The sequence below is a fragment of the Streptomyces sp. NPDC001922 genome (genome assembly GCF_042891165.1).
GTDB lineage: Bacteria > Actinomycetota > Actinomycetes > Streptomycetales > Streptomycetaceae > Streptomyces.
In genome coordinates, this window is record NZ_JBIASV010000008.1 from 358,244 (window position 1) to 384,271 (window position 26,028).

Below are 26,028 nucleotides of genomic sequence, written 5' to 3' on the forward strand. Positions count from 1 at the left end.
CCGCCGGGCGGCCGGCTCTCCGGTGCCCGCCGCCGGCCGGAGCCCGGACGCCGGCCCGCGGCCCGGCCCCGGCCCTGAGGCGCTCGCAAGGGCGGCCCCGGAGCGTCCCTCACCGTTCGGGGCCACGCTCCAGCGCCGACCGCAGCGACACGCCGTACCGGCTGCGCAGGCGGCGCACCTCCCACACGGACAGCGCGGTCACCGACAGCGGCCCGCCGAGCAGGAAGGTGTACAGCACCTCGGGCGGGGCGTTGACATCGGCGTCGCCGACGAGATTGAGCACGAAGAGCGACCAGACCAGCAGCGGGGAGAGCAGCGCCGGCAGCAGCTCGTGCACCTCGGCGGTGCGGAAGCAGGAATTCAGCCCCATCACGAGCGCGATCAGGGTGAAGAGGGCGGCTCCGACGAGCACGGCCACACAGGCCAGGGCCCCCGCCACGAACGCCAGGCCGATGACGATGCCGCTGATGAGCGTGCCGAGGAACCCGCCCAGCAGGCCCATGAAGAAGTCGTGCGCGCCGATGTCGGACATCGAGATGATGTCGCCCGCCACCGCCCGCGCCATCAGCCAGACCGTGAACGCCCCCAGCAGCGGCGCCGCCACGGCGCGCAGCGGGCCGCCCAGCCGGCCGGCGTAGCGGCCACCGAGCGGCGGCCGGGCCGCGAGGACGAAGAAGCCGACGCCGACGATCCCACCCACCAGCAGGACGCCGCAGCCGATCACCAGCTCCTCCAGCTTGCCCAGCACGAAGGCCTCGCCGTCCTCGCGCAGCGGGTACGACAGCAGCAGCCACGCCGTGGCCACCAGGCCCAGCGCGGTGCGTCCGCGGTGGAGCCCGCTGATGACGGGGTCCTCGATCATCCCGGGGCGGGAGGGGCGGGTGAGTGCGGTGGCCGAGGAGACCGGATTCGGTATCGACCGGGTCACGGCGCTCAGGCGCTGCTGGCTGCTCAACGTGGCTCCACGGAAAGGCTCTCGGCCCCCGTGGCCGAGCAGGCCCCCGCACCTTAGCGTGATCATGCTCGCGTCACCGAACCGTTTCCGGGCCGCCGGGCGTTCCCCGTGCCGCCGCCCCGCACCTGCCGGACCACCACTCAGCGCATCACCTCACCGGCGTTGACCAGCAGCGACTGCCCGGTGATCGCCCGGGCGCGGTCGGAGGCCAGGAAGACGACGGCCTCCGCCACGTCCCCGTCCGTCGCCAGCTCCGGCAGCGCCATCCGCTCCGCCAGCCTGCCCAGGACCTCCTCCTCGGGTACGCCCTCGGCCTGGGCCGTCAGGTGGACGAAGGCCTGCACCGGCGGGCCCCACATCCAGCCGGGCTGCACGGTGTTGACGCGGATGCGGCGCGGGCCCAGCTCCCGGGCGAGGGAGTACATCGCGGAGACGAGCGCCCCCTTCGAGGCCGCGTACGCCGCCTGCTGGACCTGGGACGGGGCCACCACCGAGGACTGGGTGCCGATCACGACCACCGAGCCGCCGTGTGCCGTCAGGGCGGGCAGGCAGGCCCGGGTCATCCGCAGCGTGCCCAGCAGGTTCACATCCAGCACCGTGGTCCAGGTGGGGAAGTCGGCATCCGCCAGGCCGCCGAAGCAGGAGTCGAGTGCGGCGACGTGGACCACGGCGTCGATCCGCCCGAACCGCTCCACGGCGAGTTCCGCGAGGGCCGCGCACGCGCCCTCGTCGGCGATGTCGGTGGCCCGCCACGCGGTCCGCGCGCCCCCGGGGTCGAGGCGCTCCGCGGCGTCGGCGAGCTTCTCCGGGGTCCTCGCGCCCAGCACGGCGTTGCCGCCCTCCCGCAGCACCGCGGACACCACCTGATGCCCCAGCCCCGCCCCGACTCCGGACACGAGCACGGTCCTGCCTCGCAGCATGACGACCTCCGGCGCATCGGCTCAGATTTGCTGACGGTTCGTCAGATCACGGCGGTCAGGTTACGGCGGTGCCCCGGCGAAGACCAGAGCCCTGCCGCGGCCCCCTGAGGTGAGCGGCGAGTCCGGAGTGGGGCCGTTGCGGCCCGGTCGTGCGATGCCTCTCCTCATCTGACGTCATGTCAGCTACACCGGTGCCATGACGGACGAGACGCACAGCACGGACGGGATGCCCAGCACGGACGGGACGCACGGGACGGGCGAGAAGCACGGCGCTGACGGGACGCGCAGCACGGTCTACGGGGAGCTGGCCTCCGTCGGCCCGTACGGAGTGCACCCGGGGCACGCCCTCATCACCATGGTCGAGCCCCACCCTGGCCGTGAGCACGCGTACAACCGCTGGTACGAGGACGACCACTTCATCGCCGGTGCCATGGCGATGCCCTGGATGTACGCGGGCCGCCGCTGGGTCGCCACCCGGGAGCTCCAACTGCTGCGCTACCCGGACAGGTCCGCCGTGGCCCGGCCGGTCACCGCCGGCTGCTATCTCTCGGTCTACTGGATCACCGACGGCCGCTACGACGACCACATGGCCTGGACCGTCGCCGTCAACAAGCGGCTCAACCGGGACGAGCGGGTCCACCGCGACCGCACCCACGTCTTCACCGCGTTCCAGGACCACGAGGCCACCGTCTACCGCGACGGCGCGGCAGGCCCCCGCGACTTCCACGCCCTCGACCACCCCTACGCCGGCCTGCTCCTCCAGGTGATCGACACCGACGGGCCGCGGCAGCGGGCGGAACTCCTGGAGTGGCTGCGCCGCCGCCATCTCCCGCAGCGCCTGCAGGGCTCCCCGGCCGCCATGGTGACCGTCTTCCGCCCCACGCCGCTGCCGGCGGACCGGATGTCGTACGTGGCGCAGGTGGCGGGCGTCGACACCCGGCTCACCCTGCTGTGGTTCCTGGAGCAGGACCCACGGGCGTGCTTCGGGGAGCACTTCGCCGGCCTGGACGGCGACCTCACCGCCTCCGGCCGGGGCCGGGTGGAGCTGGTCGCCCCCTTCATCCCGACCGTCCCCGGGACCGACCGCTACGTGGACGAGCTGCGCTGAAGGGCCTTGCGCGGGAGCGCGCGACCCGAGCGGGCACGGCGCCAGGAATCCTCGGCCGCGGAGCCGTGCCGCCGGAACCCGCCCGGCCGGGGCGCGGAGGACATGGCTGAGCCCCCTCGGCCGGGACGGCGGACCAGTCGAGAGGGCTCCAGGTGGGGCGACGGGCGGCGGGGCCGCCCGGGGCCGGTCAGTCGAGGTCGAAGGCGCCTCGGCCGGCCTCCGCCACGAACGCGGTCCACGCCTCGGGAGCGAAGGCGAGCGAGGGCCCCTCCGGGTCCTTGGAGTCCCGCACGGCGACCGTGCGCGGGGCGGGGGACTTGACCTCGACACACGCGCCGTTCCCGGCGGAGTACGAGGACTTGGTCCAGATGTCCGTGGCGCCTTGCTGAATGGCCATTGCTCTGCTCCGGTTTGTGCCAGGGGGTGGGGTTCGCCAGCGGTCCTTGCTCGGTGGCGTGATCGACGCTACTCGCCAACCTGCCTGCCAGAAGGGGCTGTTCACTCGACCGGATGGCATATTCCCGTGACGCTTCCCTGGTGTCGCTGAGGGGTGTACCGTACCGGCGCCTCCTCGGTGGACGGGTGCTTCCTCGGCCCGTGTCGGCTCCGGCTCAGAGCGTGTAGCTCTTGGCGACATCCGTGATGAACTGCCGTGTCTGCTCCACGTTCAGCGCCTGCGCGCGCAGATGCTCGTACATCACGCTGTAGCTCTGCACGTCGTTCGCCTTCTCCAGGTAGAGGTCGCTCGTCACGCCCTCGAGGTAGACCACGCTGGAGTCCGCGGCGTCCGGGAACTCGAGGATCGTGTACTGCCCGGTGACCCCCGGATGCGCCCCCATGGTGTGCGGCATGATCTGCACGGTCACGTGCGGCAGTTGGGACAGCTCGATGAGATGGTCCAGCTGGTCGCGCATGATCTGCCGGCCGCCCACCATGCGGCGGACCGTCGACTCGTCGAGCACCGCCCACAGCCGCAGCGGGTTCTCCTCGGAGGCGATCCGCTCCTGCCGCCGGAGCCGGACCTGCACCCGCTTCTCGATGTCCGTCTGGGACGCCTCCGGGAGCGCCCCGGTGATCACCGCCTCCGCGTACGCCCGGGTCTGCAGCAGGCCGGGCATCACCTGCGGCTCGTACACCCGCAGCGAGGCGGCGTCGGTCTCCAGACCGATGTAGACGCTGTACGGGATGTCGCCGAACGCGTGCCACCAGCCCTGCTGGCGGGAGTCCTTGGCCATCTGCATCAGCGAGTCGACGATCCGGTGGTCCTCGACCTCGTAGACACCGCACAGATCGCGGACGTCGCGCTGACTGATACTGCGCCGGCCGTTCTCCAGCCTGCTGATCTTCGACTGGGAGACCAGCAGCCGGTCCGCGACTTCTTCGGCCGTCATCCCTTTGAGCTCGCGGAGCCTGCGCAGCTCCTGGCCCAACCGGCGTCGTCTGACCGTTGGATTGACATGGGACGCCACGAGGCTGCACCTCCGACTTGTACCGCTGTTTGTTTCAGCAGACTGCCACTCCGGGCAGCGGCGGCGCTGGGAAATGGCGACAGAGGGTCCCCGTCCGGGCACATGAAGCCACCCGGCCGTGTCCCGGGGCGGCGGCGGGGCGGCCCGGGCGCGGGCGCCGCGCCCCGCGGGCTGCGGCGGGGCCGGTGCCGTGCGGGCGGCCCCGGTTTCCCGGTTCCCCGGCTCCACGGCCTGCCGGATCCGCGTCCCGTCCGGCCGGGGCCCGTCGTCCGTCGGAACCGGTGCCGGAGGGGTGGTGGCGTCCCCGTCGGGGCGGACGCGGCGGGGCGCGGTCCCGCGGGAACGTTCGCGGACGCACACACGGGGTGGCGGTCCGGCCGTCGTCCGGGCGGCCGGACCGCCACCCCGTGCGCTGCGCGCCCCGGCGCTCCGGGGATCGCGGCGAGGCGGTGTCCGTGCCCGGCCGGGCACGGACACCGCGTCCTCGTCCACGTCCCCGCGCCGGCGGCGCCTTGCGGCTCCCTAACCGGGTCGGGCGGTCGGTGGTGCGGTGGGTGACAGCGGTCTGCTGACGTGGTGCGCGACGTTCCGGAGGGCGGTCGTGCGGAGCGCCCGGTGCTGCGGATGACTCGTCGGCGGTGCGGGTGCACCGCGTATGCGCTGCTTCCTCGTGGGGGTGTGCGGTCAGTGGGCCACGGCGCGGGCCATGCTGCCGCGCCGGGACTGCACCGGGACGCCGGTGGGTTCACTCGCGGCGGTCCGGGCCGGTGCGCGCCGGGGCTGTGCCGCGACGCCGTTCTGCACGTCCATCACGGCGTGTGCGACGAGCCCGCCCATCGGGTCGTGCCGGATCAGGTCCCGCAGCCGGGAGCGGGACGACCGCCCCTCGTTGCCGGGGTAGAGGTGCTTGCCCAGTCCGACCGCGTGGGCCAGCGCCGCGAGCGCCGCGGTCCGCGGGTCCGGCGGCACACCGGTGCGGATCGCGTTGTCCAGCCGGGCCCTGATCTCCCGGCTGATGGCCGTCTCCGACGCCTGGTAGCGGGTCGTCGGCAGCACTCCGCACATCTGGCCCTCCACGGCGTGCACCATGCCGCAGCGTTCCAGATGCGTGAGGTAGGTCTGACGCAGCCCCAGCCGGGGCCCGCCGATCCAGTGGACCGCCCGGACCGGGCTGCCGCGACGGCGCAACAGCTCCAGTGCGGAGTCCAGTGTCGGATCTCCTGTCGGCCGTGGCATCACCACGGCGATACGATCCCCGTCAGGGGCTATCCGTCCTGCCAGAGCCAGCTCCACTAGCTGGGCCCCGGCCAGGCCGAGGTCGAGCGACTGCGGCTGCGCCGTGGTACCCGTGGTCGGGTCCAGGGCCAGCAGCAGAAGCTCCTCCGGAATTGTTCTGCGGCTCCTGCCCATCCATGCCTCCCCGCGTGGATGTCTGACAGGGTGACCCCTCTCACACTTGTCTGTCGAGAGTGCCTGGGTGTTTCGTACGGGAACCAGTAGGTATGTCGTTCTCGTCTAGCAGGTGGGCGAGGTCCTTCGGGGGGTGTCGGACCCGGTCGGAACAGCGTGGCTGCGAGGGGCACTCGTATCCGGGCTGGAAACTGGTAAGTGCGGTTCAGCAGCGGGACGTGACGCCGGCGCGGCGTCGGGCGTCCCGCACGTGTGTGGAGGAGGCATCGGTGGCGGGCGAGTCCCCCGAGAAGTCGGAGCAGCAGAAGTCGTCGGGGGAGACGACTCGGGGCGAGGGCGATCCGCGTCTCTCGGTCATTCAGGACTCCCCCGACCGGCCCGCCGAGGCCGCGGACGACACGTCCGAAACCACGGAACCCCCTGCCGGCAAGGCCGTTGGGGGCACCGCCGGTGCCGCGGAGGCGGACGGCGGGCCGGACGCGGGTTCGGCCGCGGACGGCGATGCCGGGGCGGACGCCGATGCCGCCGCCGGGCCGGACGCGGGCAACGACGCGGATGCGAACGCGGGAACGGGCAAGGACGGTGGCTCGGACGAGGGCGCCGACGCGGACGAGCCGGCGGGCGCGGACGCGCCCGCGGGCAACGACAAGGGTGACGCCCGGCTCCGTGCCGCGGTCGCCGCCTGGGTGGCCGGTACCGACGCGGACGCGGAAGCGGCCGTGGGCTCGGACTCCGAAGACGCCGCGGACTCGGGGAACTCGGAGGGCTCGAACGGCTCCGAGGGGGGCACCCCGTCCGGTGCCGACGCCGGGACGGCGGAGGACGGCGCCGACAGCGACCTGCCGAAGCGGCCCGCGGCCGGGCACGGTGCGCAGAGCGCGGCGGACGGCGACGCGGACGGCGAGGCCGACGGAGCCGACGCGTCCGCGGCCGGGCGGGCCGGCAGGAGCGGGACCGGCAAGGGCAAGGCCGGCAGGAGCAAGGCCGAGAAGGGCAGGAACGGCGTGACGCCGGGCGGTGACGCCGCGTCGGGCGCGTCCGGGAAGTCCGACGGCCCCGGCAGCCCCGAAGGCTCCGGGAAGCCCCAGGACGCCGGGAAGTCCCAGGACACCGGGAAGCCGGGCGACGGCGACGGCGCGGCGGCAGTGGACCAGCCCACGACGATGTTCAAGGCGCCCCGCGCGGTGACCGGCGACCGGACCTCCGGGGCCGACGGTTCGACGACGGACCGGAAGGCCGCCGGAGGCAAGCCGCGGAAGGCGGCCGGGAAGAAGCGTTCCGTGGCGGGCGACAAGCCCGCGGGCGGCGCGGCGGCGGACGCCGGTGCGGGCGGTTCCTCGGACGAGGAGCCGAAGGACCGTACGAAGGCGGCCCGGGACGACGTCACCGAGGACCGGGCGACGGCCACCTTCGGCACCCTGGGCAAGGACCGGAAGAAGCCGGCCCGGGGCGCCTCGGCGGCCGGCGCGGCCGCGACCGGTGCAGCTTCCGACGCGGCGGACCGGGCCGAGGCCGGTGACCAGCCGTCCGGCAAGGACGCGGGCGAGGCCGCCGGCAAGGGCGGGACCGAGCCGGCCGGCAAGAGCGAGGCGAAGGCCGGGGGCAAGGGCGGCGACGCCTCCTCCGCCAAGGCCGAGGGCCGGGACCGGAAGCCGAGCTGGGCCAAGGGCGACGACGGGGACGACGAGTCCGGCGGCGCGGCCGCGGGCGGTTCCCCGGACGACGCTCCGGCCGGGAACGGCAAGACCGGCGGCAAGGCAGGCGGCAAGACCGGCGGCAAGACCGGGGAGAAGGCGGACGACGACGGTACGGCCGTCGACCAGCCCACCACGGCCTTCACGGTCACGCGCCCCGCGGGCCGCAAGGCCGACGCCGGGAGCACGTCCGGTGCCGGGCAGAAGTCCGGCGCCGCGGCAGGGACCGGGGCCGGCGCGAAGGGCAAGCCCGGAACCGAGGGCGAGCCCGGCAGCGACGCCAAGCCCGGCGACGCCAAGAAGTCCGCCGACGGCAAGAAGTCCGACGGCGGGGAGAAGCCCGGCACCGACGGCAAGGCCGGGACGCGGGCCGAGGCCGGTGCGAAGCCGGACGGTGAGCCCGGTACGAAGGCGGACGGGAAGGCCGGTGCGAAGCCGGACGCGGAGCCCGCGGAGAAGAAGGGCGTCGACCAGCCGACGACGGCGTTCAAGGCGCTGAAGCCCGGCGCCAAGCCCGAGTCGGACTCGGAGCGGACCAGCCGCTTCGTCCCCCTCAAGGACTCCGACACGGCCCCGCGCAAGCCGAAGTCGCCGGTGAAGACCGCCGACGAGCCCGCCGTGCCCGCGCAGTCCACCGCGGCGCCCTCGCTGTCCGAGGCCGAGCGGACCAAGCAGCAGCCGCTGCCGCCCGAGCCGGCACCGGGCGAGCCCGCGCCGATAGACCTGCTCGCGCAGCTGACGAACACCCCGCCGCCGCCGGAGACCCCGGTGCGCACCATCGTCCGGCGGTTCAAGATCTGGACGCCGCTGGCCATCCTGCTCGCGGTCGTCTTTGCGACCGTGCAGGCGCTGCGGCCGCTGCCGGAGCCGACGCTCGACCTCACCGCGCAGGAGAGCTACGCCTTCGACGGCAAGAAGCCGACGATGCCCTGGCCCGCCAAGGGCCAGGCGGCCGTGGGGATCGACGGGCTGGGCAGCTTCGGCACGTTCGGCGAGCAGAAGCCGGTGCCGATCGCGAGTGTGGCCAAGACGATGACGGCCTACGTCATCCTCAAGGAGCACCCGCTCAAGCCGGGCAAGCAGGGAGCCCGCATCCCGGTCGACAAGAAGGCCGAGGACGACGCGGGGCTCAGCGCCCAGAACGAGTCCGTGGTGGACACCAAGGAGGGCGAGAAGCTCACCGAGTGCGAGGCGCTCAACGCCATCATGATCGCGTCCGCGAACAACGTGGCGCGGCTGCTGGCCCGCTGGGACGCCGGTTCCGAGCAGGCGTTCGTCAAGAAGATGAACGCGGCCGCCAAGGACCTCGGCATGAAGAACACCACGTACACCGACCCGAGCGGTCTCCAGGCCACCACCGTCAGCACCGCCGAGGACCAGGTCAAGCTGGGCCGCAAGGCGATGCAGGACCCGGTCTTCCGGGAGGTCGTCGGCAAGCCGTCCTACATGGACCGCAACGGCAAGAAGCAGGACAACTGGAACCGGCTGGTCCCGTTCAGCGGTGTCGGCATCAAGACGGGCACCAGCACCGCCGCACAGGGCAACCTGCTGTTCGCGGCGCGGAAGCAGGTCGGCGGCACCAACCAGCTGATCATCGGCGCCGTGCTGAACCAGCCCCCGTCCCCGACCGACAACTCCATCCTGACCGGCGCCGTCGACGCGAGTAAGGCCCTGATCACCGCCGCGGGCGACACCCTGACGACCCGCAAGGTGGTCAAGAAGGGCGATGTCGTCGGCCGGGTCGACGACGGCCTCGGGGGCACCACCCCCGTCGTCGCGACCAAGGACGTCACGGCCGTCGGCTGGGCCGGGCTGACCGTGGACATCGAGCTCACGGACAACGGCAAGGTCGTCCCGCACACCGCGAAGGCCGGTACCGAGGTCGGCACGATGACCGTGGGCAGCGGGCTCGGCCAGGTGCAGGTGCCGATCGCCCTCCAGGACGACCTGGCGGAACCGGGCTTCGGGAGCAAGCTGACCCGCATCACCTGACCCGTACCGGCTGATCCGTATCAGCTGATCCGTCCCACCCCACCGGGGCCGGCGCCGTGCAAGGCGCCGGCCCCGGTGGCCGTTCCGGACCCCGGTGAGCGCTCCGCCGCGAGCGGTCGCCGGGGCGTTGTGACGTTTCTGCGACACGGCCCACCGCAACCGGCGGGCGCCCTGCGTTGTCCAAGTCAGCAGTCAGGACTTCACCCGGGGAGGGGCGGAAATGAGATCAGCAGTGGGAGCGGTACGGCGTCGCGTGGGGGCGGCGCTCGGCGTGGCGGGCATGGTCGTGCCGCTGGCGGTGGGCCTCGGCAGTGCGCCGGCGCAGGCGGCGGCGTGTTCGACACAGTCCGGTCCGCACCAGAAGCAGGTGGAGAAGTTCCTCGGGCGCCCGGTGGACGGCCGGCAGTCCGCCGCGGACTGCGCCGCCATACGCGCCTTCCAGACCAAGCACGGCATCTACCCCAACATCGGTTACGCCGGGCCCGTCACCTGGGGCGTGATGGACCTGATGAACAAGCAGAAGGCCGCGGGCAGCAACCCGAACGCCGCCGGGAAGTGCCCCACGAACAAGGGCCGCATCGCCTGCGTCGACCTGACCCGGCAGCTCAGCTGGATCCAGGACGGCCGGAAGCTGAAGTACGGCCCGGTGCCGGTGCGCACCGGACGCAACGGGTACGAGACGCGGACCGGCGCGAAGAAGATCTATTACCGCAGCATCAACCACTGGTCGACGCTCTACAACGTGGCCATGCCGTACAGCCAGTTCTTCGACGGCGGCCAGGCGTTCCACTCGATCAGCGGCAGCGTCTGGTCCCCGCCGGGCTCCCACGGCTGCGTGAACATGCGCAAGGGCGAGGCCAAGAAGTACTGGAGCCTGCTGAAGAAGGGCGACGACGTCTTCGTCTACGGCCGGAAGCCCGGGACCTGAGAGCAACCTCCCCGTCCCCGACGGCGTCCCCCGGGGTGTCGGGCGCCCGCCGCCGAGCGCGCGCCCGCCGCCGTGCCGTCCCCGGCACGGCGGGCACCGCGTGTTAGCGTCACGATCGCCGACCCGTGTGCGGTCCCCGCCCGACCAGCCGGGAGCACCCGCCCGAGCCGGGTGGCGTGATCGCGGGGGCGGGACGCCGGGAAGACGGGGAGAGTCTCAGTGACGACCGCGCGGCCCTCACGGGCTGATGACGACGGCTCCGTGAAGGGGCGGATATCCGTGCCCGGCATGCGCCGGGGGGAGGACGCCGCACCGGGCGCCGACCGGACCGAAGGCGCGCACCACGACGGGAGCCCGGTCGCCGGGCGGACCGCGGACGGACCCAGGGCCGAGAACGGCCCCCGGACCGCGGACGCACCGGGCGGCCGGGAGCTGCCGCGCGCCCACGACGAGCCGTCGGACCGGGGGAGTCACCCCGGACCGGTCGGTGCGCCGGAGCCCGCCGGACGGCCGGCCGGAACGCCGGGCGCGGCACCCCGCGGTGCCCTGCTGCGCCGCCTCTTTCCGCGCACCGTCGTCCTCACCCTGCTCGCCGGCACGCTCCTGCACGTCGCCTGGCTGCTGCTGTTCGCCAACAGCGGGGGCGACCTCGCCGCCCAGGACGCCTGGGCGGAGTTCGCCGGACGGCACCCCGACTCGGCCTACAACCTGGCCTGGTACGGCGGGATGCACCCGGTCTCGTACAGCGTGATCTCGCCGTACCTGATGCATGTGCTCGGTGTGCGCACCACGATGATGATCGCCGGGACCCTCTCCTGCGGGCTGCTGGCGCTGATCCTCACCCGCTGCGGCGCGGTGAAGCATCCCCTGCCCACCGCCCTCGCCGGCGCGTTCGCCCTGGTGTGCAACGCCATATCGGGCCGGGTGACCTTCGGCCTCGGCCTGATGTTCGCCCTGGGCGCGGTCGCCGTGGTCTTCTCCTGGCCGCGGACCTGGCGCTCCCGTGCGCAGCTGTACACCCGGGCCGGTGCGGCCGCCGTGCTGGCGGCGCTGGCGACCGCGGCGAGTCCGGTGGCGGGGCTCTTCCTCGGCATGGTGGCCGCTGCCCTGTTCCTGGACCGGCGCCGCGCCGCCGCCTACGCCCTCGGCGTGACGCCGACGCTGGTCGTCGGCGTGTCCGCGCTGCTGTTCCCGTTCTCCGGAACCCAGCCGATGACCTTCGGCAGCGTGGTGCTGCCGCTCGCCTTCGCCGTCCTCGGGGTGCTGCTGGTCCCCGCGGGCTGGCGGACGGTGCGGCTCTGTTCGGCCGTGTACGCGCTGGGGATACTGCTCAGCTGGATCGTGGACTCGCAGATCGGCAGCAACGTCACCCGCCTCGCGCTGCTCTTCGCGGGGGTGGTGTTCCTGGCGGCGATGCCCCGGACCCCGCACCGCTCCCGCCGCTGGATCGCGCTCTGCGTCGCTGTCGTGGGGGTGACGGTCTGGCAGACCGTCAAGACCGTCAGCGACGTCGTCAACACCAGGCCCGCGGCGTCCTGGGCGCGGGAGGTCGCACCGCTGATCGACCGGCTGGACCGGTCCGACGCCGACCGCGGCCGGGTCGAGGTGGTCCCCGCCCGCAGCCACCGCGAGGCGTCCGCGCTCGCCCCGTACGTCAATCTGGCCCGCGGCTGGAACCGGCAGGCGGACCGGGAGCGCAATCCGCTCTTCTACGAGGAGGGCATGCTCACCCGGGACAGCTACCGGGCCTGGCTGAAGCGGTGGGCCGTGCGGTACGTGGTGCTGTCGCACGACGAGCCGGACTTCGCGGGGCAGGAGGAGGCGAAGCTCGTCGGGGCGGGCGTGCCCTATCTGACCGAGGTCTGGTCGGACCGCAACTGGAAGATCTACCGGGTGGCGGACCCGACGCCGCTGGCCGACCCGCCCGCCGTCGTCCGGCACTCCGACGCCGGAGAGCTGACCGTCACCGTCCGCTCCGCGGGCCCGGTCCTCATCCGGGTCCCGTACTCGCCGTGGCTGGGGCTGGTCGACCGGCAGGGCAACCGGGTCGAGTCGCCGGAACCCGACGCGGACGGCCGGGGCTTCACGAACCTGCACGGCTGCCTCACCAGGACGGTCCGGCCGGCCCCGGGCGGCGCGCCGGAGGACGAGTGGACCGAGCTCCACGCGCCGCGCGCCGGTACCTACCGGATCGCCTCGCCCTACCAGCTGCCGCGCGGGACACCCTGCCCGGACGCCGGCTGAGGTCTCCGCCCGCCGGCGGCCACGGGCGGGCGGTCCGGGCACCGGGCGGCCGGTCCGCAGGGGCGCGGCCCCGGCCCTCGCCCCGTCGCGCGCCTCCGTGCGCCCCCGTCGCCCGGCCGCGCACTCCCGGTGCCGTGGGTTCTGCCTGCGGTACTGGCCATCCGGCCCGGGAACCCACAGACTTGGCGGAGCGTCAGGCAAGGGCAACGGACAGTGTGCGTCCGGTGGGGGCGCGGGGGAGACGGACGGGGCGGCGGAGTGGACTTACGGATCAGTGTCGAGGGCAGTGCGGACCCGGGCAGAGAGCTGCAGGGCATCGCCGGCTGGCTGAAGGACGACGAGTCCTTCACTCAGTACTGGAGATTCAAGTCGGAGTCGGCGCCGGGCCGGGCGGGCGCGCTGGAGGACCTGATGGTCGCGCTGGCGGCGCATGTCGCGGTGTCGACCCTGGACGATCCGGTGCGGGCGATGGTCGGCGCCCTGATGGGCTGGCTGCGCAGCCGGGTGCGGCTGAGCCACGGCAACCGGACCGTGGTGACGGTACGGGTGGCGGGCCGCCCGCCGGTGCGGATCACCGAGGACGACCTCACGGCCGACCGGATCCCGGAGATCGTGGCGCGGGTCGGCGCGGAGCTGGAGTCCGGTGCGACCGGTGGTGCATGAGCCGTGGCCGCGCACGTCCCCGACCGTAAGGGCTCGCGGGCATTCCTCGTCGGGGTGCCCCACGTGGCGGACGGCGGATTCGAGCCGCTGGACTACGTCGATCGCAATCTGAAGGACCTGGCGTCGGCGCTGTCCGAGACCGTGCTGCCGGACGGGACCCGCGGAATCCTGCCGGAGGACGCGATCAAGGTCCTCACCTCGCCCAGCCAGGGCGAGTGGCTGCGGGAGCTGAAGCAGGTCGCGGAGGCCACCACCGATCTGCTCTTCGTCTACTTCGCCGGACACGGCTACCGCGACCCGTTCGACAACCAGCTCTATCTGATGACGCCGGACGCCGACCTCGACGTCAACCTGGAGGGCACCGCGGTGTCCTGGTCCCACGTGCTGAAGACGCTGAACCGGATGCACTTCCGGCACGCGGTGTTCATCCTCGACTGCTGCAACTCCGGGGTGGCCATCGACGGTCGGGCGGTCGGGCAGAACGGGCACTACACCCTGGCCTCCTCGCTGCCCACCAAAACCCAGCCCACGAAGGGGGTGGACGCGGGGGAGGGCGGCCCGCGCAGCCGTTTCACCGACGCCGTCATCCGGGCGATGGAGGAGACCGGGCGGGACAGCCGCGTGCTGACGATGCAGGGGCTGTACGACCGGCTGTACCGGGCGACCAAGGACTGGCCGGTGAACTTCGGCGACGGCTGGGGACCCAAGGGCGGCAGCAGCGGCGTCGGCCCCGACATCGTCATCTCCCGCTTCGTCCCGCACCTTGCGCCGCCCGGCGGGCTGCCCCCGGAGCTGCCCACGCCACCGCCGTGGCCTCCCTCTCCCGCTACGGAGCCCGACGGCGGGGACGAGCCCGGCCGGCCGCGGCTGCTCCGGTGGCTGGGCGAGGGGCGGCGGGCCGCGGTCGCGGGCGCGCTGGCCCTGCTGCTGACCGTCGGGACCGGGGTGTATCTCGTCTGGCCGGCCCCGGAGCCCGGCGGCGGGGGCTGCCTGCCGCCCCTGGAACTGCGGCTGATGGCCGGTCCGGAGACCCGCGCCGCGGTGGGGCACGCCGTCGCCGCCTATCTGGGCAGCCCCGCCAACCGGGTGCCGCTCGGCCCGGACGACGGCGCACGGGGCGACTGCCGCCGGACCAACATCACCGTCTACGGGGCCGGGACGGGCGAGACCGTCGACGCCTTCGGAGCGACCGGCGCCTGGGCCGGGCAGCGCGCGGACGCGGGCACCGGGGCACCGGCCCCCGCCGCCTCCGGCGGAGCCTGCCCCTCCGCCTCCCCGGCGCCGCAGAGCGCCGGCCCGGACGGGGCCGCACAGGACGGGACCGGGGGGAACGAGGAGTCCGCCCTGTGTGCCGACCCGTTGCAGGACGTCGGTCCGCAGCCGGATCTCGTCATCTCCGGATCGAGCACCGAACTCGGCCGCATCCAGCGGCAGATCGCCCGCAACCCCGGTCCCGCGCGGGTGGTTCCGCTGGGCTCGGCCGGGTACTCCCCGCTGGTCCTCGCGGTACCGGCGGCGCTGGAGAAGAAGCTGACGGCAGCGGGCGTCTTCCGGACCGGCAGCAGCTGGGACGACCTGCTCGACGCCATGGCGGAGGTCGCGCCCGGTATGCCGCTGCTCCGCCCCGACCCGGACACCTCGGGCACCGGACTCCAGCACACCGTCGGCCTGTACGAGGCGCGCGACGGACGGCTCACCGGCGGCGCGGACCGCGACGCCGAGGGCGTGGAGCGGCGGCTGCGGCAGCGGACGGCACCCGCGTCGGACGCCGACGGCCTGCTGTGCGGCCTCGACGACCCGGAGCCCGGGGAACCCCGGCTGGGCAAGGCCGCCGCCCTGGTCTCGGAGAAGGCGGTCGCCGACTTCAACCTCGGCAGCCGCCCGGGTTCGGCGTGCGACAACAGCCGGCCCGCCGACGAGCACTCCCGGCTGGTCGCCTACTACCCGGCGGGGGTGCCCGCCCTCGACCTGCCGCTGGCCGAGGTCCGCTGGAAGGGCGCCCGGGACGCGGCCCGGCGCAAGGCCGCCGTCCGGAACTTCCGCACCTGGCTCACGGGCACGGGCAGCGGCCGGTTCCTGCGCGGACTGGTCCGTGGCACCCGCGCCGACGGCAGCCCCGCCCCGCCGCGCGGCGACGCCTGGAAGGACCCGGGGATCAGCGGGGTGCTGGCCGACGTACCGGTGGTGACCGGCACCGCCGACGGAGGCACCGCGGACACCGTCGTCGAGGAGTACACCCAGACCCGCGAACCGGGCCAGGTTCTCTTCCTCGTCGACGTCTCGTGGTCGATGGGCGAGGGCGACAAGCTGGCGATGGCCGACGCCGCGCTGCGCAGCTCCCTGCAACGCCTGGGCCCGCGGGACAGTTACGGGATCCGGACCTATCCGGGGTCGGCGCGGCATCCGGACCGCGCCCGTACCGCGGTCCCGCGCGGCACCCCGGGGGACTCCCGGGCCGAGGCCCTGGCCTGGCTGGCCTCGTCGCCGAGGAAACGGCTGGTCACCAAGGGGGCGGCGGTCCACGAGGTGCTGGAGCGGGCGCTGCGCGACACCCGCGGGGACCGGCGGCCGCTGATCGTGCTCATCACCGACGGGGACGACCGGCCGCTGGGCGACGGCGGCGGGGCGGCGGCCCAGGCCCTGGGCCGGGAGCAGGGGCGCGACGGCAGCACGGGTGTGCTGGTGCTGTCGGTCCGGCTGGACGGCTGCACCGCCGGGATCCGCCGGTTCGAGAACCCGGCCTCGGCGGGCTGTTACGCGGGCCGGCCGGAGAAGGCCGCCGAGGCACTGGCCGAGCAGGTGGCCAACCAGGTGCAGGGAGGAGCGAGCGACGATGGGCCGTAGCCGTAGCCGTAGCCGTAGCCGTAGCCGTAGCCGTAGCCGTAGCCGTAGCCGTAGCCGTAGCCGTGGCGCCGCGCTGGCGGGGGCGGTGCTGCTGACGCTGTGCGCCGGCTGCGACGGCGGGGACCGGGCGGCACCGGACCCGAAGCCGTCGCCGGGGGAGGAGCGGGTGCTGCGGGTGGCGACCGCCTCGGACGTCTCGCAGGGCCCGGTGCGGCAGCGGCTGATCGAGGCCTGGGACCGGTCCCAGCCGGACGTCCGGGTGGAGATCGTCCGGCTGCCGGCCGCGGCGGACGACGCGCGCAGCCAGCTGGTGGCCGCCCTGCAGTCCGGCGGCGCCGACTACGACGTGGTCAACCTGGATGTGCCCTGGACCGCCGAGTTCGCCGCGGGCGACCTGATCCGCCCGCTCGACGGCGACCCGCTGCACGGCATGTGGGGGCAGGTGGCGGACACCGCCCGTTTCCGGAAGCGGATCTGGGCGGTGCCGTTCAACACCGATGCCGCGCTGCTCTACTACCGCAAAGACATCTGGAAGGACGCCGCGTGGCGGCCGCCCGCCACCTGGGGCGAACTGGACACCGCCGCGGGCAACGCCAAGGACCCCCGGCAGGTCAGGCAGACCTTCCCGTACGGCTACGCGACCCAGCTCGACTCCTACGAGGGGCTGACGGTGAACGCCCAGGAGGCGGTCTGGGCCGCCGACGGCGAACTCGTCGACACCACGGGCAAGGTGGTGGCGGCCAGCGTGGACACCCAGGAGGGGCTGACCGATCTGTTCCAGCGGTTCCACGGCCTGATGCCGCCGGAGACCAGCACCGCCGACGAGCGCGACAGCCTGGAGATGTTCCGCGACGAGAAGGTCCCCTTCATGCGGAACTGGCCTTACGTGTACAACGTGCTGGCGGCGAAGGGGTCGAAGGTCGCGGGGAAGTTCGGCGTCGTGCCGCTGCCGGGCCGCGGAGCCAACGGGTCGTCGGTGCTCGGCGGCCAGAACCTCGCCGTCACCCGGGACAGCGCGCACCCGGACGACGCCCGCCGGCTGCTGGACTTCCTGGTGCGGCCGGCGCAGCAGCGCTGCCTGCTGGAGGCCGGTTTCGCCCCGGTGCTGAAGGCGACCTACGAGGCGGCCGGCCCGCGCTGTTCGCTGTCCGGAGGCGGCGGGGCGAGCGGCGGCGAGGCGACGTCCGGGGAGGAGGCCTCCGGCGAGGAGGGGACGGCCTCGGACGAAGGGGGTGCCGGGAGCGGTGGCGACCGGACCGGCGGCGCCGACGGGGAGCGGGCGAGCGCGGCCCCGGAGGCCGGCGGCGAGGAGGCCGGGAGCCGGAAACTCCCGCCCTGGACCGAGGCGTTGCGCAAGGCGCTCGGCCGGGCCCGGCCGCGGCCGGTGACCCCGTACTACGCGGCCTTCACCGAGCTGGTGCAGACCCTGGTGCACGGCCGGCTGGAGAACGGCGGGGACGAGGAGGACCTGGCCGAAGACCTGGACAAGGACCTGAGGACCGTGATGGAAGGGGGCTGACCGGACGATCGGAATTCGATGCGCCGCACCCCTATCTCTGGGCACATGCCTCATGCATAGTGGGTCCGCATTAACGACCAGTAACATCCCGGGGATCTGAACGATGGCGTGTGAGCAATGCGGCGGACATGAGGACACGTTGTCGGGAAAGCCCTGTGCGTGCCGCTATGTGCGGCCGCGGCGCCACGCGGCGGGCGGGCGGCGGAATCCGGACCCCTGGATCGTCCGCGAGACGCTCCGCGGGCGTTGGACAACGCTGTCAGCGGGGCGCCGGGCAGGCCTCGGAGCGGGTGCCGTGCTCACGTTCGCCGGGGTCGTCGGACTGACCGCGCTGGTGGTGTCCTCGACGCTCTTCGCCGGCCCCGCCGAGCCGCGCACCGCCGCGGCCGCCGATCCGGAGCTGCGCGAGCCGCCGAAGCCGACGCTGATCCTGCCGTCCTCCGGCCCGTCGGACGAGTCGGCGGGCGCATCGGCGGACGAGGAGCCGGCCGGGGAGGAGTCCGGCCCCTCGACGACGGACGCCGGCGAGGAGGCACCGGGGAAGCCGGACGAGCCGGGGGAGCAGGGCCAGGTCACCTACTCCGCCTGGGCCGGCCACGGCTGCACCGCGCCCGAGGGCGGCGGCTACGCCGAGTACGGCCGGCACGTCGACGGCATCGAGGGCTGGTACACCGTCAGCTCCGGTGGCTACGAAGGCGGTGCGTGCGACGGTTCGTTCTCCGCCGTCCCCATGTCGGGCAGTTCGACCGAGGACAGCGGCAACCGGGCGCTGTGGTGGTGGACGGTGGGCGAGGACTCCGATGCCTGCGCGATCGAGGTGTACGTCCCCACCAGCGCCGAAGGCCGCGACGTGGCGGGCGACCCCACGCTGTACAACGTGCTCGCCGACGCCAACGAACCGGACTCCGCGTACGACAGCTTCCTGATCGACCAGACCCTCAACCGCGGACACCGCGTCGATGCCGGCACCTACGAGGTGAAGGACGGCCGGCTGGGCGTCGAACTGGTCGACCGCGGCGAGGACTGGAACGACTACGGCACCACCTACGCCCACCACGCGGCGGCCCAGATGAAGGTCACCTGCCGGGAGTAGTCAGGGGCGCCCGGTGCCGGGGCTCACCCGGCCGGTGCGCCGTCCGGTGCCCCGGGCAGGGTGTCCGGGGCCGGCCCGGCGCCCACCGGGGCCCCGCCCCCGTCGCCGGCCAGCGTGTCGAGGACCGACTGCCCGTACTTGGCCAGCTTGTTGTCGCCGACGCCGCTGATCCCTCCGAGCTCCGCGAGCGTCGTCGGCAGCGCGGTCGCGATCTCGCGCAGCGTGGCGTCGTGGAAGATCACATACGCGGGGACGCCCTGCTCCTTCGCGGTCGCCGCCCGCCAGGCGCGCAGCAGCTCGAAGACCGGCACGGCCTCCTCGGGCAGATCGACCGGTGCGGCCCGCCGGGAGGAGGACGCACCGGACTTGGCCGCCCGCGGGGCCCGCTCGGGGTCGCGCCGCATCGGCACCTCCCGCCGGCCGCCCAGCACCTCGGCGCTGGCCTCGGTGAGCGCCAGGGTGTTGTACTCGCCCTCCACCGTGAGCAGCCCCTGGGCCAGCAGCTGGCGCACCACCGCGCGCCATCCCGCGGTGCCGAGGTCGGCGCCGATGCCGAAGGTCTTCAGCGAGTCGTGGTCGTGCTGGATGACCTTGGCGGTCTTCTTGCCCAGCAGGATGTCGATGATCTGGCCCGAGCCGAACTTCTGGCCCCGCCGCTCGCGGTCCAGCCGGACCACCGTGGACAGCAGCTTCTGCGCCGGGATCGTGCCGTCCCAGGTCGTCGGCGGGGTCAGACAGGTGTCGCAGTTGCCGCAGGCCTCGCTCTTCTCGCCGAAGTAGTCGAGCAGCCGGATGCGGCGGCACTCGACGGTCTCGCAGAGCGCCAGCATGGCGTCCAGGTGGTCCGCGAGCCGGCGGCGGTGCGCGGCGTCGCCCTCGGAGGTGTCGATCATCCTCCGCTGCTGCACCACGTCCTGCAGGCCGTACGCCAGCCAGGCCGTCGACGGCAGGCCGTCCCGCCCGGCCCGGCCCGTCTCCTGGTAGTAGCCCTCGACGGACTTGGGCAGGTCGAGGTGGGCGACGAACCGCACGTCCGGCTTGTCGATGCCCATGCCGAACGCGATGGTCGCGACCACGACCACACCGTCCTCGCGCAGGAAGCGCGCCTGGTTCTCGGCGCGGGTCCGCGCGTCCAGCCCGGCGTGGTACGGCAGGGCCTCGATGCCGTTCTTCACCAGGAACTCCGCGGTCTTCTCCACGGAGGACCGGGACAGGCAGTAGACGATGCCGGCGTCGCCCGGGTGCTCGGTGCGCAGCAGCGCCAGCAGCTGCCGCTTCGGCTCGTCCTTGGGCACGATGCGGTACTGGATGTTGGGCCGGTCGAAGCTCGCCACGAAGTGCCGGGCGTCCTGGAGGCCGAGCCGGGAGGTGATCTCCGCGTGGGTGGCCTCGGTGGCGGTCGCCGTCAGCGCGATCCGGGGCACCGTGGGCCAGCGCTCGTGCAGCGCGGACAGGGCCAGGTAGTCGGGCCGGAAGTCGTGCCCCCACTGCGCCACGCAGTGCGCCTCGTCGATCGCGAACAGCGAGATCCGGCCGCGGTCGAGCAGCCGCAGGGTGGACTCCACCCGGAGCCGCTCCGGCGCGAGATAGAGCAGGTCCAGCTCGCCGGCGAGGAACTCGGCCTCGACCAGCTGCCGCTCCTCCAGGTCCTGCGTGGAGTTGAGGAACCCCGCCCGCACGCCGAGCGCCCGCAGCGCGTCGACCTGGTCCTGCATGAGCGCGATCAGCGGTGAGACGACCACGCCCACGCCGTCCCGGACGAGGGCGGGGATCTGGTAGCAGAGCGACTTGCCGCCGCCGGTCGGCATGAGCACGAGGGCGTCGCCGCCGGCGGCGACATGCTCGATGATCTCCTGCTGCCCTCCCCGGAACGAGTCGTAGCCGAAGACGCGCTGCAGTACCTGGGTCGCGTCGCTCATCTCGGGACGGTGCTCGGGGCTGGTCATCGGTTCAGTCTAGGAGGGCGGCCCGGGTGGTCCGGCGCCCTGTGGACAACGGGCCGCGGGCCCGGTACGGCGGAGGCCGCGGTGCCCGGCGGCAGGCCCCGGAACGGCGCCCGGGGCCCGGCGGGCGGCCGTCAGGCGGCCCGCTCGATCTCGCGGCGCACCGCGGCGTTCCACTCGGCGCGCAGCCGCTCGTACCGCTCGCGCTCCTCGGGCCACAGCGGACGGCCCGAGCGCTGAGCGAGGAACGCGCGGATCGCGGCGTTCGCCTCGGCGGCAGAAGGCAGCACGGAACCAGGGCTCGGTGAGTCGGACATGTATCCAGAGTAGGGGCACGGTCGGACAATCGTGCGCATCGTGCACTGTGATATGCGCCCCGTGGCCGCCGGTCGGGCCCCGCGTGCGGGCCCCCGTGCGCCGCCGGGCCGCTCGCCCGAACGGGCGGTGTCGGGTCCGCTCCGGGTTGCCGCCGCGCACCGGCGGTGACGACTACAGAGACCCCCGTTACTCGCCTCCGGTTGGCCCTGCACCGATGGGACCCGTCCATGACCACGTTCCACGCGGCCGTCGTCCACGCGGACCGGACCGTCACCTACTGCGGCACCGTCGACGAGGACCACGTCGACGCGGTCCGCGCCCACGCCGAGCTCGCGGGCGCGCCGCGGCACGTCCGGGACCACCCCGAGCAGCCCGGCGTGATGTTCGTGCTGCGCGACGACGGCAACCTCGACTGGTACGTCCCGGTCGACCGGCCGGCCGCCTCCGGGGGATCCGCGGCCGGGCGGCAGGCGGGGGCCGAGCGGACGACCCACCGGGAGCGCACGGATGCGGAAGAGGGCGCGTACCCGGCGCCCCGCGCGGCCACCGGGCCCGACTACGTGGACGGCGCGGTCCGGTTCGGAGGCCAGGTCATCGGCGGCGCCATGGACCACCCGGAGAACCCGCCCCGCGCGGTCTGGCACACCACCGAGTCACCGGCGGGCGCCAATTTCTTCACCTCGATGGCGAACTTCCTGATCAGCGTGGCCTCCGAGCCGCAGGTCATCTACGACCCGGTGACCGACAAGGTCGGCCAGTTCGGCCCGATGCGCCAGAGTGCGCGGGCGCTGCGGAACGACGGCACGCGCCGCACCAACCGCGAAGGGCTGGTGTGCATCCAGGTCGAGGTGCTCGGCCACGCCGCGGAGCCCTTCACCGACAACTTCGACCCGGCCTCGAAGCCGAACTTCCGGAAGCTGCTCGCCGCGATGCGGGCGCACGGCATCCCGGACAACTGGCCCGCCGGTGAGCCGGTGCCCACCGAGACCTCGCCGATGCCCCGCCCGCGCGCCGTCTGGCAGGGGCAGGGCGGGCACTTCGGCCACTGCCACGTCCCCGGGAACACCCACTGGGACCCGGGGGCCATCAGCACCGGCATCGTCCCGGGGACGCCCTGACCTGCCCCGCTCCTCGGGGGCACGCGGGTGCGGGCCGGATGCGGGCCGACCGGCACCCGTCCCTGTGGCACCGCCGGGCCCCTGCCGTTCCCGGTGGCGGCAGAGGACCCGGCGGTCCGCGCCGTACCGGGGTCAGCCCGCGTCCGCCGGCTCCACGGTCTCCACCGGGACGCCGAACTCCCGGAGCGCCGCGACCTCGTCGGCCGGGGTGCCGGTGTCGGTGATGACCGCCCGGTACGCGGCGGCGGTGCCGTACTCGTGGGTCGCCGTCTTGCCGAACTTCGAGTGGTCGACGAGGAGCAGCGCCCCGTCCGCGGAGGCCAGCATCGCCTCCTTGACCTCGACGTACTCCCGCAGCGGGTGGAAGAGCCGGCCCTCCAGCACGGCCGTGGCCGACATCAGGGCCACATCGGCGCGGATGCGGGAGAGGGCGCGGGTGACGTCCGGACCGGTGCAGGAGTTGAACTCGCCGTTGTAGCGGCCGCCGAGCAGGGTGACGTCGACGCCCGGCGCGGAGCCCACCCGCTGGGCCACACCGACCGAGTTGGTGATCACCGTCAGCCCCTCGAGCCGGGCCAGGGTGCCGGCCAGCGGATAGAGCGTGGTCGAGTCGTCCATCAGCACCGTGCTGCCCGGCGCGATGCGGCCGGCCGCGGCGGCGCACAGCGCGTTCTTGGCGGCCAGGCCCGCGCCCTCCCGGAACCGGGTGGCGGTCTCCATGGTGAGCGCGGGGAACGCGACGGCCCGGCCGCGCTCCTTGCGCAGCAGATCCCGCCCGGCGAGGTCGTCGAGGTCGCGGTGCATCGTCATCAGGCTGACGTCGAAGCGGGCGGCGAGGTCGTCGATGCGGGCCTCGCCCTCGTCGACGACCTGGCGCAGGACGGCCTGCCGCCGCTCCTCGACGGCGGCCTGCGACAGCCGTGCCTTGGCGGGCAACGGGCCCCTCCCCTCCTCGTGATCCCCGGCCGTCAGCTCGGCTGCGGACAGACCAGGGCCTTGATCGCGGTGCGGTCGCGGGCGCCGGCGGTGAGCGCCCGCTCGGCCTCCTCCAGGCCGTACCGGTGGGTCGCCAGCCGGTCGAGCCGCACCTCGCCGGAGGCGGCCAGCGCGATCGCCGTCGGCCAGGTGTTGGCGTACCGGAAGGTGCCCGTGACCTCGATCTCGAAGTTTTGCACATGCGCCAGCGGCAGCGGGATCGCGTCACCGCCCATGCCGACCAGCACCGCCCGCCCGGCCCGGCCGACGGCGCGGATGCCCTCGTCGGCGACGGCGGGCACCCCGGAGCACTCCAGCAGCACGTCCGGTTCGTAGCCGGTGTCGGCGAGCCGGGTGCCCCGGACGTCCACGGTGCCGGTGGCTCCCAGCTCCCGGGCCAGGTCCAGCCGGTGCGGTGCGATGTCGGTGACCACCACCTCGGTGGCGCCGAAGGCGCGCGCCGTCTGGGCCGCGACCAGGCCGATCGGCCCGGCGCCGGTGACCAGCACCCGCGATCCGGCGGTGACCCGGCCCTTGCGGCAGGCCCACACCCCGACGGACAGCGGCTCCAGCAGCGCGGCCGCGTCGGCGCCGAGCCCGGCGGGGACGGGGTGGGCGAAGTCCTCGTCGACGGCGACGTACTCGCACAGCGCCCCGTCGACCGGCGGCGTCGCGTAGAAGGACACCCCGGGGCAGAGGTTGTAGCGGCCGTGCCGGCACTGCCGGCAGCCCCCGCACGGCACCCCGGGTTCGATCGACACCAGCTGTCCGGGCCGGTGGCGGGCGGCGCCGGGGCCGAGCGCGACCACCGTCCCGCTCGGCTCGTGGCCCAGCACCAGCGGGGCGCGGACCACGAAGTCCCCGATCCGGCCCTGCTCGTAGTAGTGCACGTCGGAGCCACAGATGCCCACCGCCTCCACCCGCACCAGGACCTGGCCCGGCCCCGGGCGCGGCACCGGGCGCTCCTCCACCACCAGCTCCCGCGGCGCCCGGAGGACCGCGGCGCGCATGCCGTCGGGGAGGCCCGGGGGCAGGGCGTTCTTCGGTCGGGTGCTCATTCTCCGGTCACTGCTCCCATGGTCAGGCCGGTGACGAGCCACCGGCGTACGGCGAGGCCGACGAGCATCATCGGGACCACCACGACGGTTCCGATGGCGGTCAGCTGCCCCCAGTCGATGCCGGTCTGGGTGACCAGCTGGCCGGCGGCGAGGGGCAGCGTCTGGGTGTGCGGTCCGCTGAGCACCAGCGCGAAGGCGTAGTCGTTCCAGGAGAAGACCAGGCACAGCACGAACGTGGTGACCAGGCCGGGCCGGGTCAGCGGCAGGATCACGTGCCGGAACGCCTGCCACGGGGTGCAGCCCGCGACCTGCGCGGACTCCTCCAGCGCGGGCGGGACCTGGGCGAAGAACGCGTGCAACAGCCAGATGGCGAACGGCAGATCGAAGCTCAGATACGCCAGCACCAGGCCGGGCAGGGTGTCGATCAGCCCGGCGTACCGGAAGATCAGGAAGAGCGGCAGCACCACGACCGCGGCCGGTGCCATCCGGGTCGAGATGATCCAGAACGACAGATGGTGCTTGCCGCGCATCCGGGTGCGGGACAGCCCGTAGCCGCCGAGTGCCCCGAGGGCGGTGGCCAGCAGCGCGGACGTACCGGCCGCGACCAGGCTGTTGTTCAGGTACGGCCAGAGGTTGTTGGCCCCGCTGAACAGCTGCCGGTAGTTGTCCAGGGTCGGGGCGAACCACACGTCCGGGGTCGCGGAGGTGACGGCGGCCGTCGGCTTGACCGAGGACAGGAACATCCAGCCCAGCGGGACCAGCGTCCACACCAGGGCGACGGCGACGACGATCCGGACGGTGGTGCGCGAGGTGCGGGTGCCGCGTTCCAGCGGTCCCGCGGCGGAGGCGGTCATCGGGCCGGCCCCTTCCGGTCGAGGAGACGGACGAACCAGCGGGCGGCCACCGTGGTCACGGCCAGCATCAGCAGGCCCGCCACGGCCGCGTAGCCGAAGTCGAAGAAGCGGAACGCGGTCTGGTACAGCTGCACGGACGCGGTCCGGGTGGCGTCGGCGGGGCCGCCGCCGGTGGTGTTCCAGATGATGTCGAAGTAGCGCAGCGCGTCCATGGACCGGATGAGCAGCGCCACCAGCAGGACGGGGGCGATGGCGGGCAGCACGATGTGGCGCAGGGTCCGCAGCAGGCCCGCGCCGTCGAGCGCCGCCGCCTCCAGCACCGCGGCGGGCACCGAGGTGAGTCCGGCCAGGGCGATCATCGCCACCAGCGGGGTCCACTCCCAGATGTCCAGCAGGGTCACGGCGGCGAACGCGGTTCCTCGCTCCGCCATCACGTCGCCCTGGTGGCCGACGAGCCGCAGCAGCCAGGTGACCAGCCCGAACGTGGAGTCGGTCAGGAACCGGCCGAGCAGTCCGACGATGACCGGGGCCACGAACATCGGGAGCAGCAGCAGCCCCAGCAGCGCGTTCCGGCCGCGTCGCAGCCGCCAGAGGCAGATGGCGAGCGCGGTGCCGAGCACCATCTCGCCGCCCACGGTGAGCGTGAAGTACGCGATGGCGCGGCCCCAGGCCCAGGCGGTGTCCGGATCGGTGAACAGCCGCGCCCAGTTGGCCGCGCCGACCCCCTCCAGCCGCAGCCCGCCGAGGATGTGCACCCGGGAGAAGCTCATCGCCACCACGGCCACGAACGGCAGGATCGACACGGCGGCCAGCACCAGCAGTCCGGGCGCCATCATCCGCCCGGCGAACCCGGGAAGCCGCAGGCGGCGGGCCCGGGCGGGACGGCTTCCCGTACGGGCGGGGGAGTTCAGGGACAGACCCAT

At 73.9% G+C, this 26,028-nt stretch carries 20 protein-coding genes; 9 read left to right on the forward strand and 11 right to left on the reverse strand.

Features of this window, described 5'->3' with window-relative positions; all coding sequences use genetic code 11:
• Positions 1–109 precede the first annotated feature (109 nt).
• Together ACFYYR_RS17410 and ACFYYR_RS17415 are read right to left on the reverse strand one after the other, a co-directional pair.
• Positions 110–955, reverse strand: a complete 846-nt coding sequence (locus ACFYYR_RS17410; RefSeq protein ID WP_388853382.1) for a hypothetical protein — start codon at positions 953–955, stop codon at positions 110–112.
• 140 nt (positions 956–1,095) lie between these two features.
• The gene (locus tag ACFYYR_RS17415) at positions 1,096–1,875 is read right to left on the reverse strand and encodes an SDR family oxidoreductase (protein ID WP_388853385.1); all 780 of its coding nucleotides are present in this window, start codon (positions 1,873–1,875) and stop codon (positions 1,096–1,098) included.
• A 226-nt stretch (positions 1,876–2,101) separates the two neighbouring features.
• Between ACFYYR_RS17415 and ACFYYR_RS17420 the strand changes: the two genes are divergently transcribed.
• Complete coding sequence (locus ACFYYR_RS17420; protein ID WP_388853570.1) at positions 2,102–2,983, forward strand: hypothetical protein; 882 nt, start codon at positions 2,102–2,104, stop codon at positions 2,981–2,983.
• Between the two features lie 187 nt (positions 2,984–3,170).
• Here the strand turns inward: ACFYYR_RS17420 and ACFYYR_RS17425 are convergent, their stop codons facing one another.
• The 3 genes from ACFYYR_RS17425 to ACFYYR_RS17435 form a co-directional block, all read right to left on the reverse strand.
• Positions 3,171–3,380, reverse strand: a complete 210-nt coding sequence (locus ACFYYR_RS17425; RefSeq protein WP_388853388.1) for a DUF397 domain-containing protein — start codon at positions 3,378–3,380, stop codon at positions 3,171–3,173.
• A 214-nt stretch (positions 3,381–3,594) separates the two neighbouring features.
• Entirely contained in the window at positions 3,595–4,452 is an 858-nt protein-coding gene (locus ACFYYR_RS17430; RefSeq protein WP_388853391.1) for a helix-turn-helix domain-containing protein, read from the reverse strand.
• A gap of 684 nt (positions 4,453–5,136) precedes the next feature.
• Entirely contained in the window at positions 5,137–5,862 is a 726-nt protein-coding gene (locus ACFYYR_RS17435) for a GPP34 family phosphoprotein (protein ID WP_388853394.1), read from the reverse strand.
• Positions 5,863–6,131: 269 nt separating this feature from the next.
• Between ACFYYR_RS17435 and ACFYYR_RS17440 the strand changes: the two genes are divergently transcribed.
• From ACFYYR_RS17440 to ACFYYR_RS17470, 7 genes are all read left to right on the forward strand, one after another.
• Positions 6,132–9,548, forward strand: a complete 3,417-nt coding sequence (locus ACFYYR_RS17440) for a D-alanyl-D-alanine carboxypeptidase (RefSeq protein ID WP_388853397.1) — start codon at positions 6,132–6,134, stop codon at positions 9,546–9,548.
• A 232-nt stretch (positions 9,549–9,780) separates the two neighbouring features.
• Entirely contained in the window at positions 9,781–10,476 is a 696-nt protein-coding gene (locus ACFYYR_RS17445; protein WP_388853572.1) for a L,D-transpeptidase family protein, read from the forward strand.
• 288 nt (positions 10,477–10,764) lie between these two features.
• Positions 10,765–12,720 carry an MFS transporter gene (locus ACFYYR_RS17450; protein ID WP_388853400.1) on the forward strand — a complete coding sequence of 652 codons (1,956 nt, stop codon included), beginning with the start codon at positions 10,765–10,767 and terminating at the stop codon, positions 12,718–12,720.
• A 258-nt stretch (positions 12,721–12,978) separates the two neighbouring features.
• On the forward strand, positions 12,979–13,383 hold the full coding sequence (locus tag ACFYYR_RS17455; RefSeq protein ID WP_388853403.1) for a hypothetical protein: 405 nt from the start codon (positions 12,979–12,981) through the stop codon (positions 13,381–13,383).
• A 3-nt stretch (positions 13,384–13,386) separates the two neighbouring features.
• The gene (locus ACFYYR_RS17460) at positions 13,387–16,227 is read left to right on the forward strand and encodes a caspase family protein (RefSeq protein ID WP_388853406.1); all 2,841 of its coding nucleotides are present in this window, start codon (positions 13,387–13,389) and stop codon (positions 16,225–16,227) included.
• 85 nt (positions 16,228–16,312) lie between these two features.
• Positions 16,313–17,746 (forward strand): extracellular solute-binding protein, encoded by a 1,434-nt coding sequence (locus ACFYYR_RS17465; RefSeq protein WP_388853409.1) that lies wholly within the window; start codon positions 16,313–16,315, stop codon positions 17,744–17,746.
• Positions 17,747–18,041: 295 nt separating this feature from the next.
• Positions 18,042–18,839, forward strand: coding sequence for an adhesin (locus ACFYYR_RS17470; protein ID WP_388853412.1), 798 nt, complete (start codon positions 18,042–18,044; stop codon positions 18,837–18,839).
• 23 nt (positions 18,840–18,862) lie between these two features.
• Here ACFYYR_RS17470 and recQ read toward each other — a convergent pair whose 3' ends face one another.
• Positions 18,863–20,785 (reverse strand): DNA helicase RecQ, encoded by a 1,923-nt coding sequence (gene recQ / locus ACFYYR_RS17475; RefSeq protein WP_388853415.1) that lies wholly within the window; start codon positions 20,783–20,785, stop codon positions 18,863–18,865.
• 131 nt (positions 20,786–20,916) lie between these two features.
• Entirely contained in the window at positions 20,917–21,099 is a 183-nt protein-coding gene (locus tag ACFYYR_RS17480) for a hypothetical protein (protein ID WP_351505891.1), read from the reverse strand.
• A gap of 228 nt (positions 21,100–21,327) precedes the next feature.
• Here ACFYYR_RS17480 and ACFYYR_RS17485 point away from each other — a divergent pair, with 228 nt between their 5' ends.
• On the forward strand, positions 21,328–22,218 hold the full coding sequence (locus ACFYYR_RS17485) for a hypothetical protein (RefSeq protein WP_388853418.1): 891 nt from the start codon (positions 21,328–21,330) through the stop codon (positions 22,216–22,218).
• A 132-nt stretch (positions 22,219–22,350) separates the two neighbouring features.
• Here the strand turns inward: ACFYYR_RS17485 and ACFYYR_RS17490 are convergent, their stop codons facing one another.
• From ACFYYR_RS17490 to ACFYYR_RS17505, 4 genes are read right to left on the reverse strand one after another with little or no spacing between them, the layout of a single operon-like run.
• The gene (locus ACFYYR_RS17490) at positions 22,351–23,154 is read right to left on the reverse strand and encodes a DeoR/GlpR family DNA-binding transcription regulator (RefSeq protein ID WP_388853421.1); all 804 of its coding nucleotides are present in this window, start codon (positions 23,152–23,154) and stop codon (positions 22,351–22,353) included.
• A gap of 32 nt (positions 23,155–23,186) precedes the next feature.
• On the reverse strand, positions 23,187–24,251 hold the full coding sequence (locus tag ACFYYR_RS17495; protein WP_388853424.1) for an NAD(P)-dependent alcohol dehydrogenase: 1,065 nt from the start codon (positions 24,249–24,251) through the stop codon (positions 23,187–23,189).
• Positions 24,248–25,105, reverse strand: a complete 858-nt coding sequence (locus tag ACFYYR_RS17500) for a carbohydrate ABC transporter permease (RefSeq protein ID WP_388853427.1) — start codon at positions 25,103–25,105, stop codon at positions 24,248–24,250. Before ACFYYR_RS17500 ends, ACFYYR_RS17495 begins: the two co-directional genes overlap by 4 nt.
• Entirely contained in the window at positions 25,102–26,028 is a 927-nt protein-coding gene (locus tag ACFYYR_RS17505; protein WP_388853430.1) for a carbohydrate ABC transporter permease, read from the reverse strand. Before ACFYYR_RS17505 ends, ACFYYR_RS17500 begins: the two co-directional genes overlap by 4 nt.

Coding starts and splice junctions, on each gene's coding strand:
- ACFYYR_RS17415 (WP_388853385.1), bottom strand. CDS start 1,875: ATGCTGCGAGGCAGGACCGTGCTCGTGTCCGGAGTCGGGGCGGGGCTG.
- ACFYYR_RS17420 (WP_388853570.1), top strand. CDS start 2,102: ATGCCCAGCACGGACGGGACGCACGGGACGGGCGAGAAGCACGGCGCT.
- ACFYYR_RS17425 (WP_388853388.1), bottom strand. CDS start 3,380: ATGGCCATTCAGCAAGGCGCCACGGACATCTGGACCAAGTCCTCGTAC.
- ACFYYR_RS17435 (WP_388853394.1), bottom strand. CDS start 5,862: ATGGGCAGGAGCCGCAGAACAATTCCGGAGGAGCTTCTGCTGCTGGCC.
- ACFYYR_RS17450 (WP_388853400.1), top strand. CDS start 10,765: ATGCGCCGGGGGGAGGACGCCGCACCGGGCGCCGACCGGACCGAAGGC.
- recQ (WP_388853415.1), bottom strand. CDS start 20,785: ATGACCAGCCCCGAGCACCGTCCCGAGATGAGCGACGCGACCCAGGTA.
- ACFYYR_RS17480 (WP_351505891.1), bottom strand. CDS start 21,099: ATGTCCGACTCACCGAGCCCTGGTTCCGTGCTGCCTTCTGCCGCCGAG.
- ACFYYR_RS17485 (WP_388853418.1), top strand. CDS start 21,328: ATGACCACGTTCCACGCGGCCGTCGTCCACGCGGACCGGACCGTCACC.
- ACFYYR_RS17495 (WP_388853424.1), bottom strand. CDS start 24,251: ATGAGCACCCGACCGAAGAACGCCCTGCCCCCGGGCCTCCCCGACGGC.
- ACFYYR_RS17500 (WP_388853427.1), bottom strand. CDS start 25,105: ATGACCGCCTCCGCCGCGGGACCGCTGGAACGCGGCACCCGCACCTCG.
- ACFYYR_RS17505 (WP_388853430.1), bottom strand. CDS start 26,028: ATGGGTCTGTCCCTGAACTCCCCCGCCCGTACGGGAAGCCGTCCCGCC.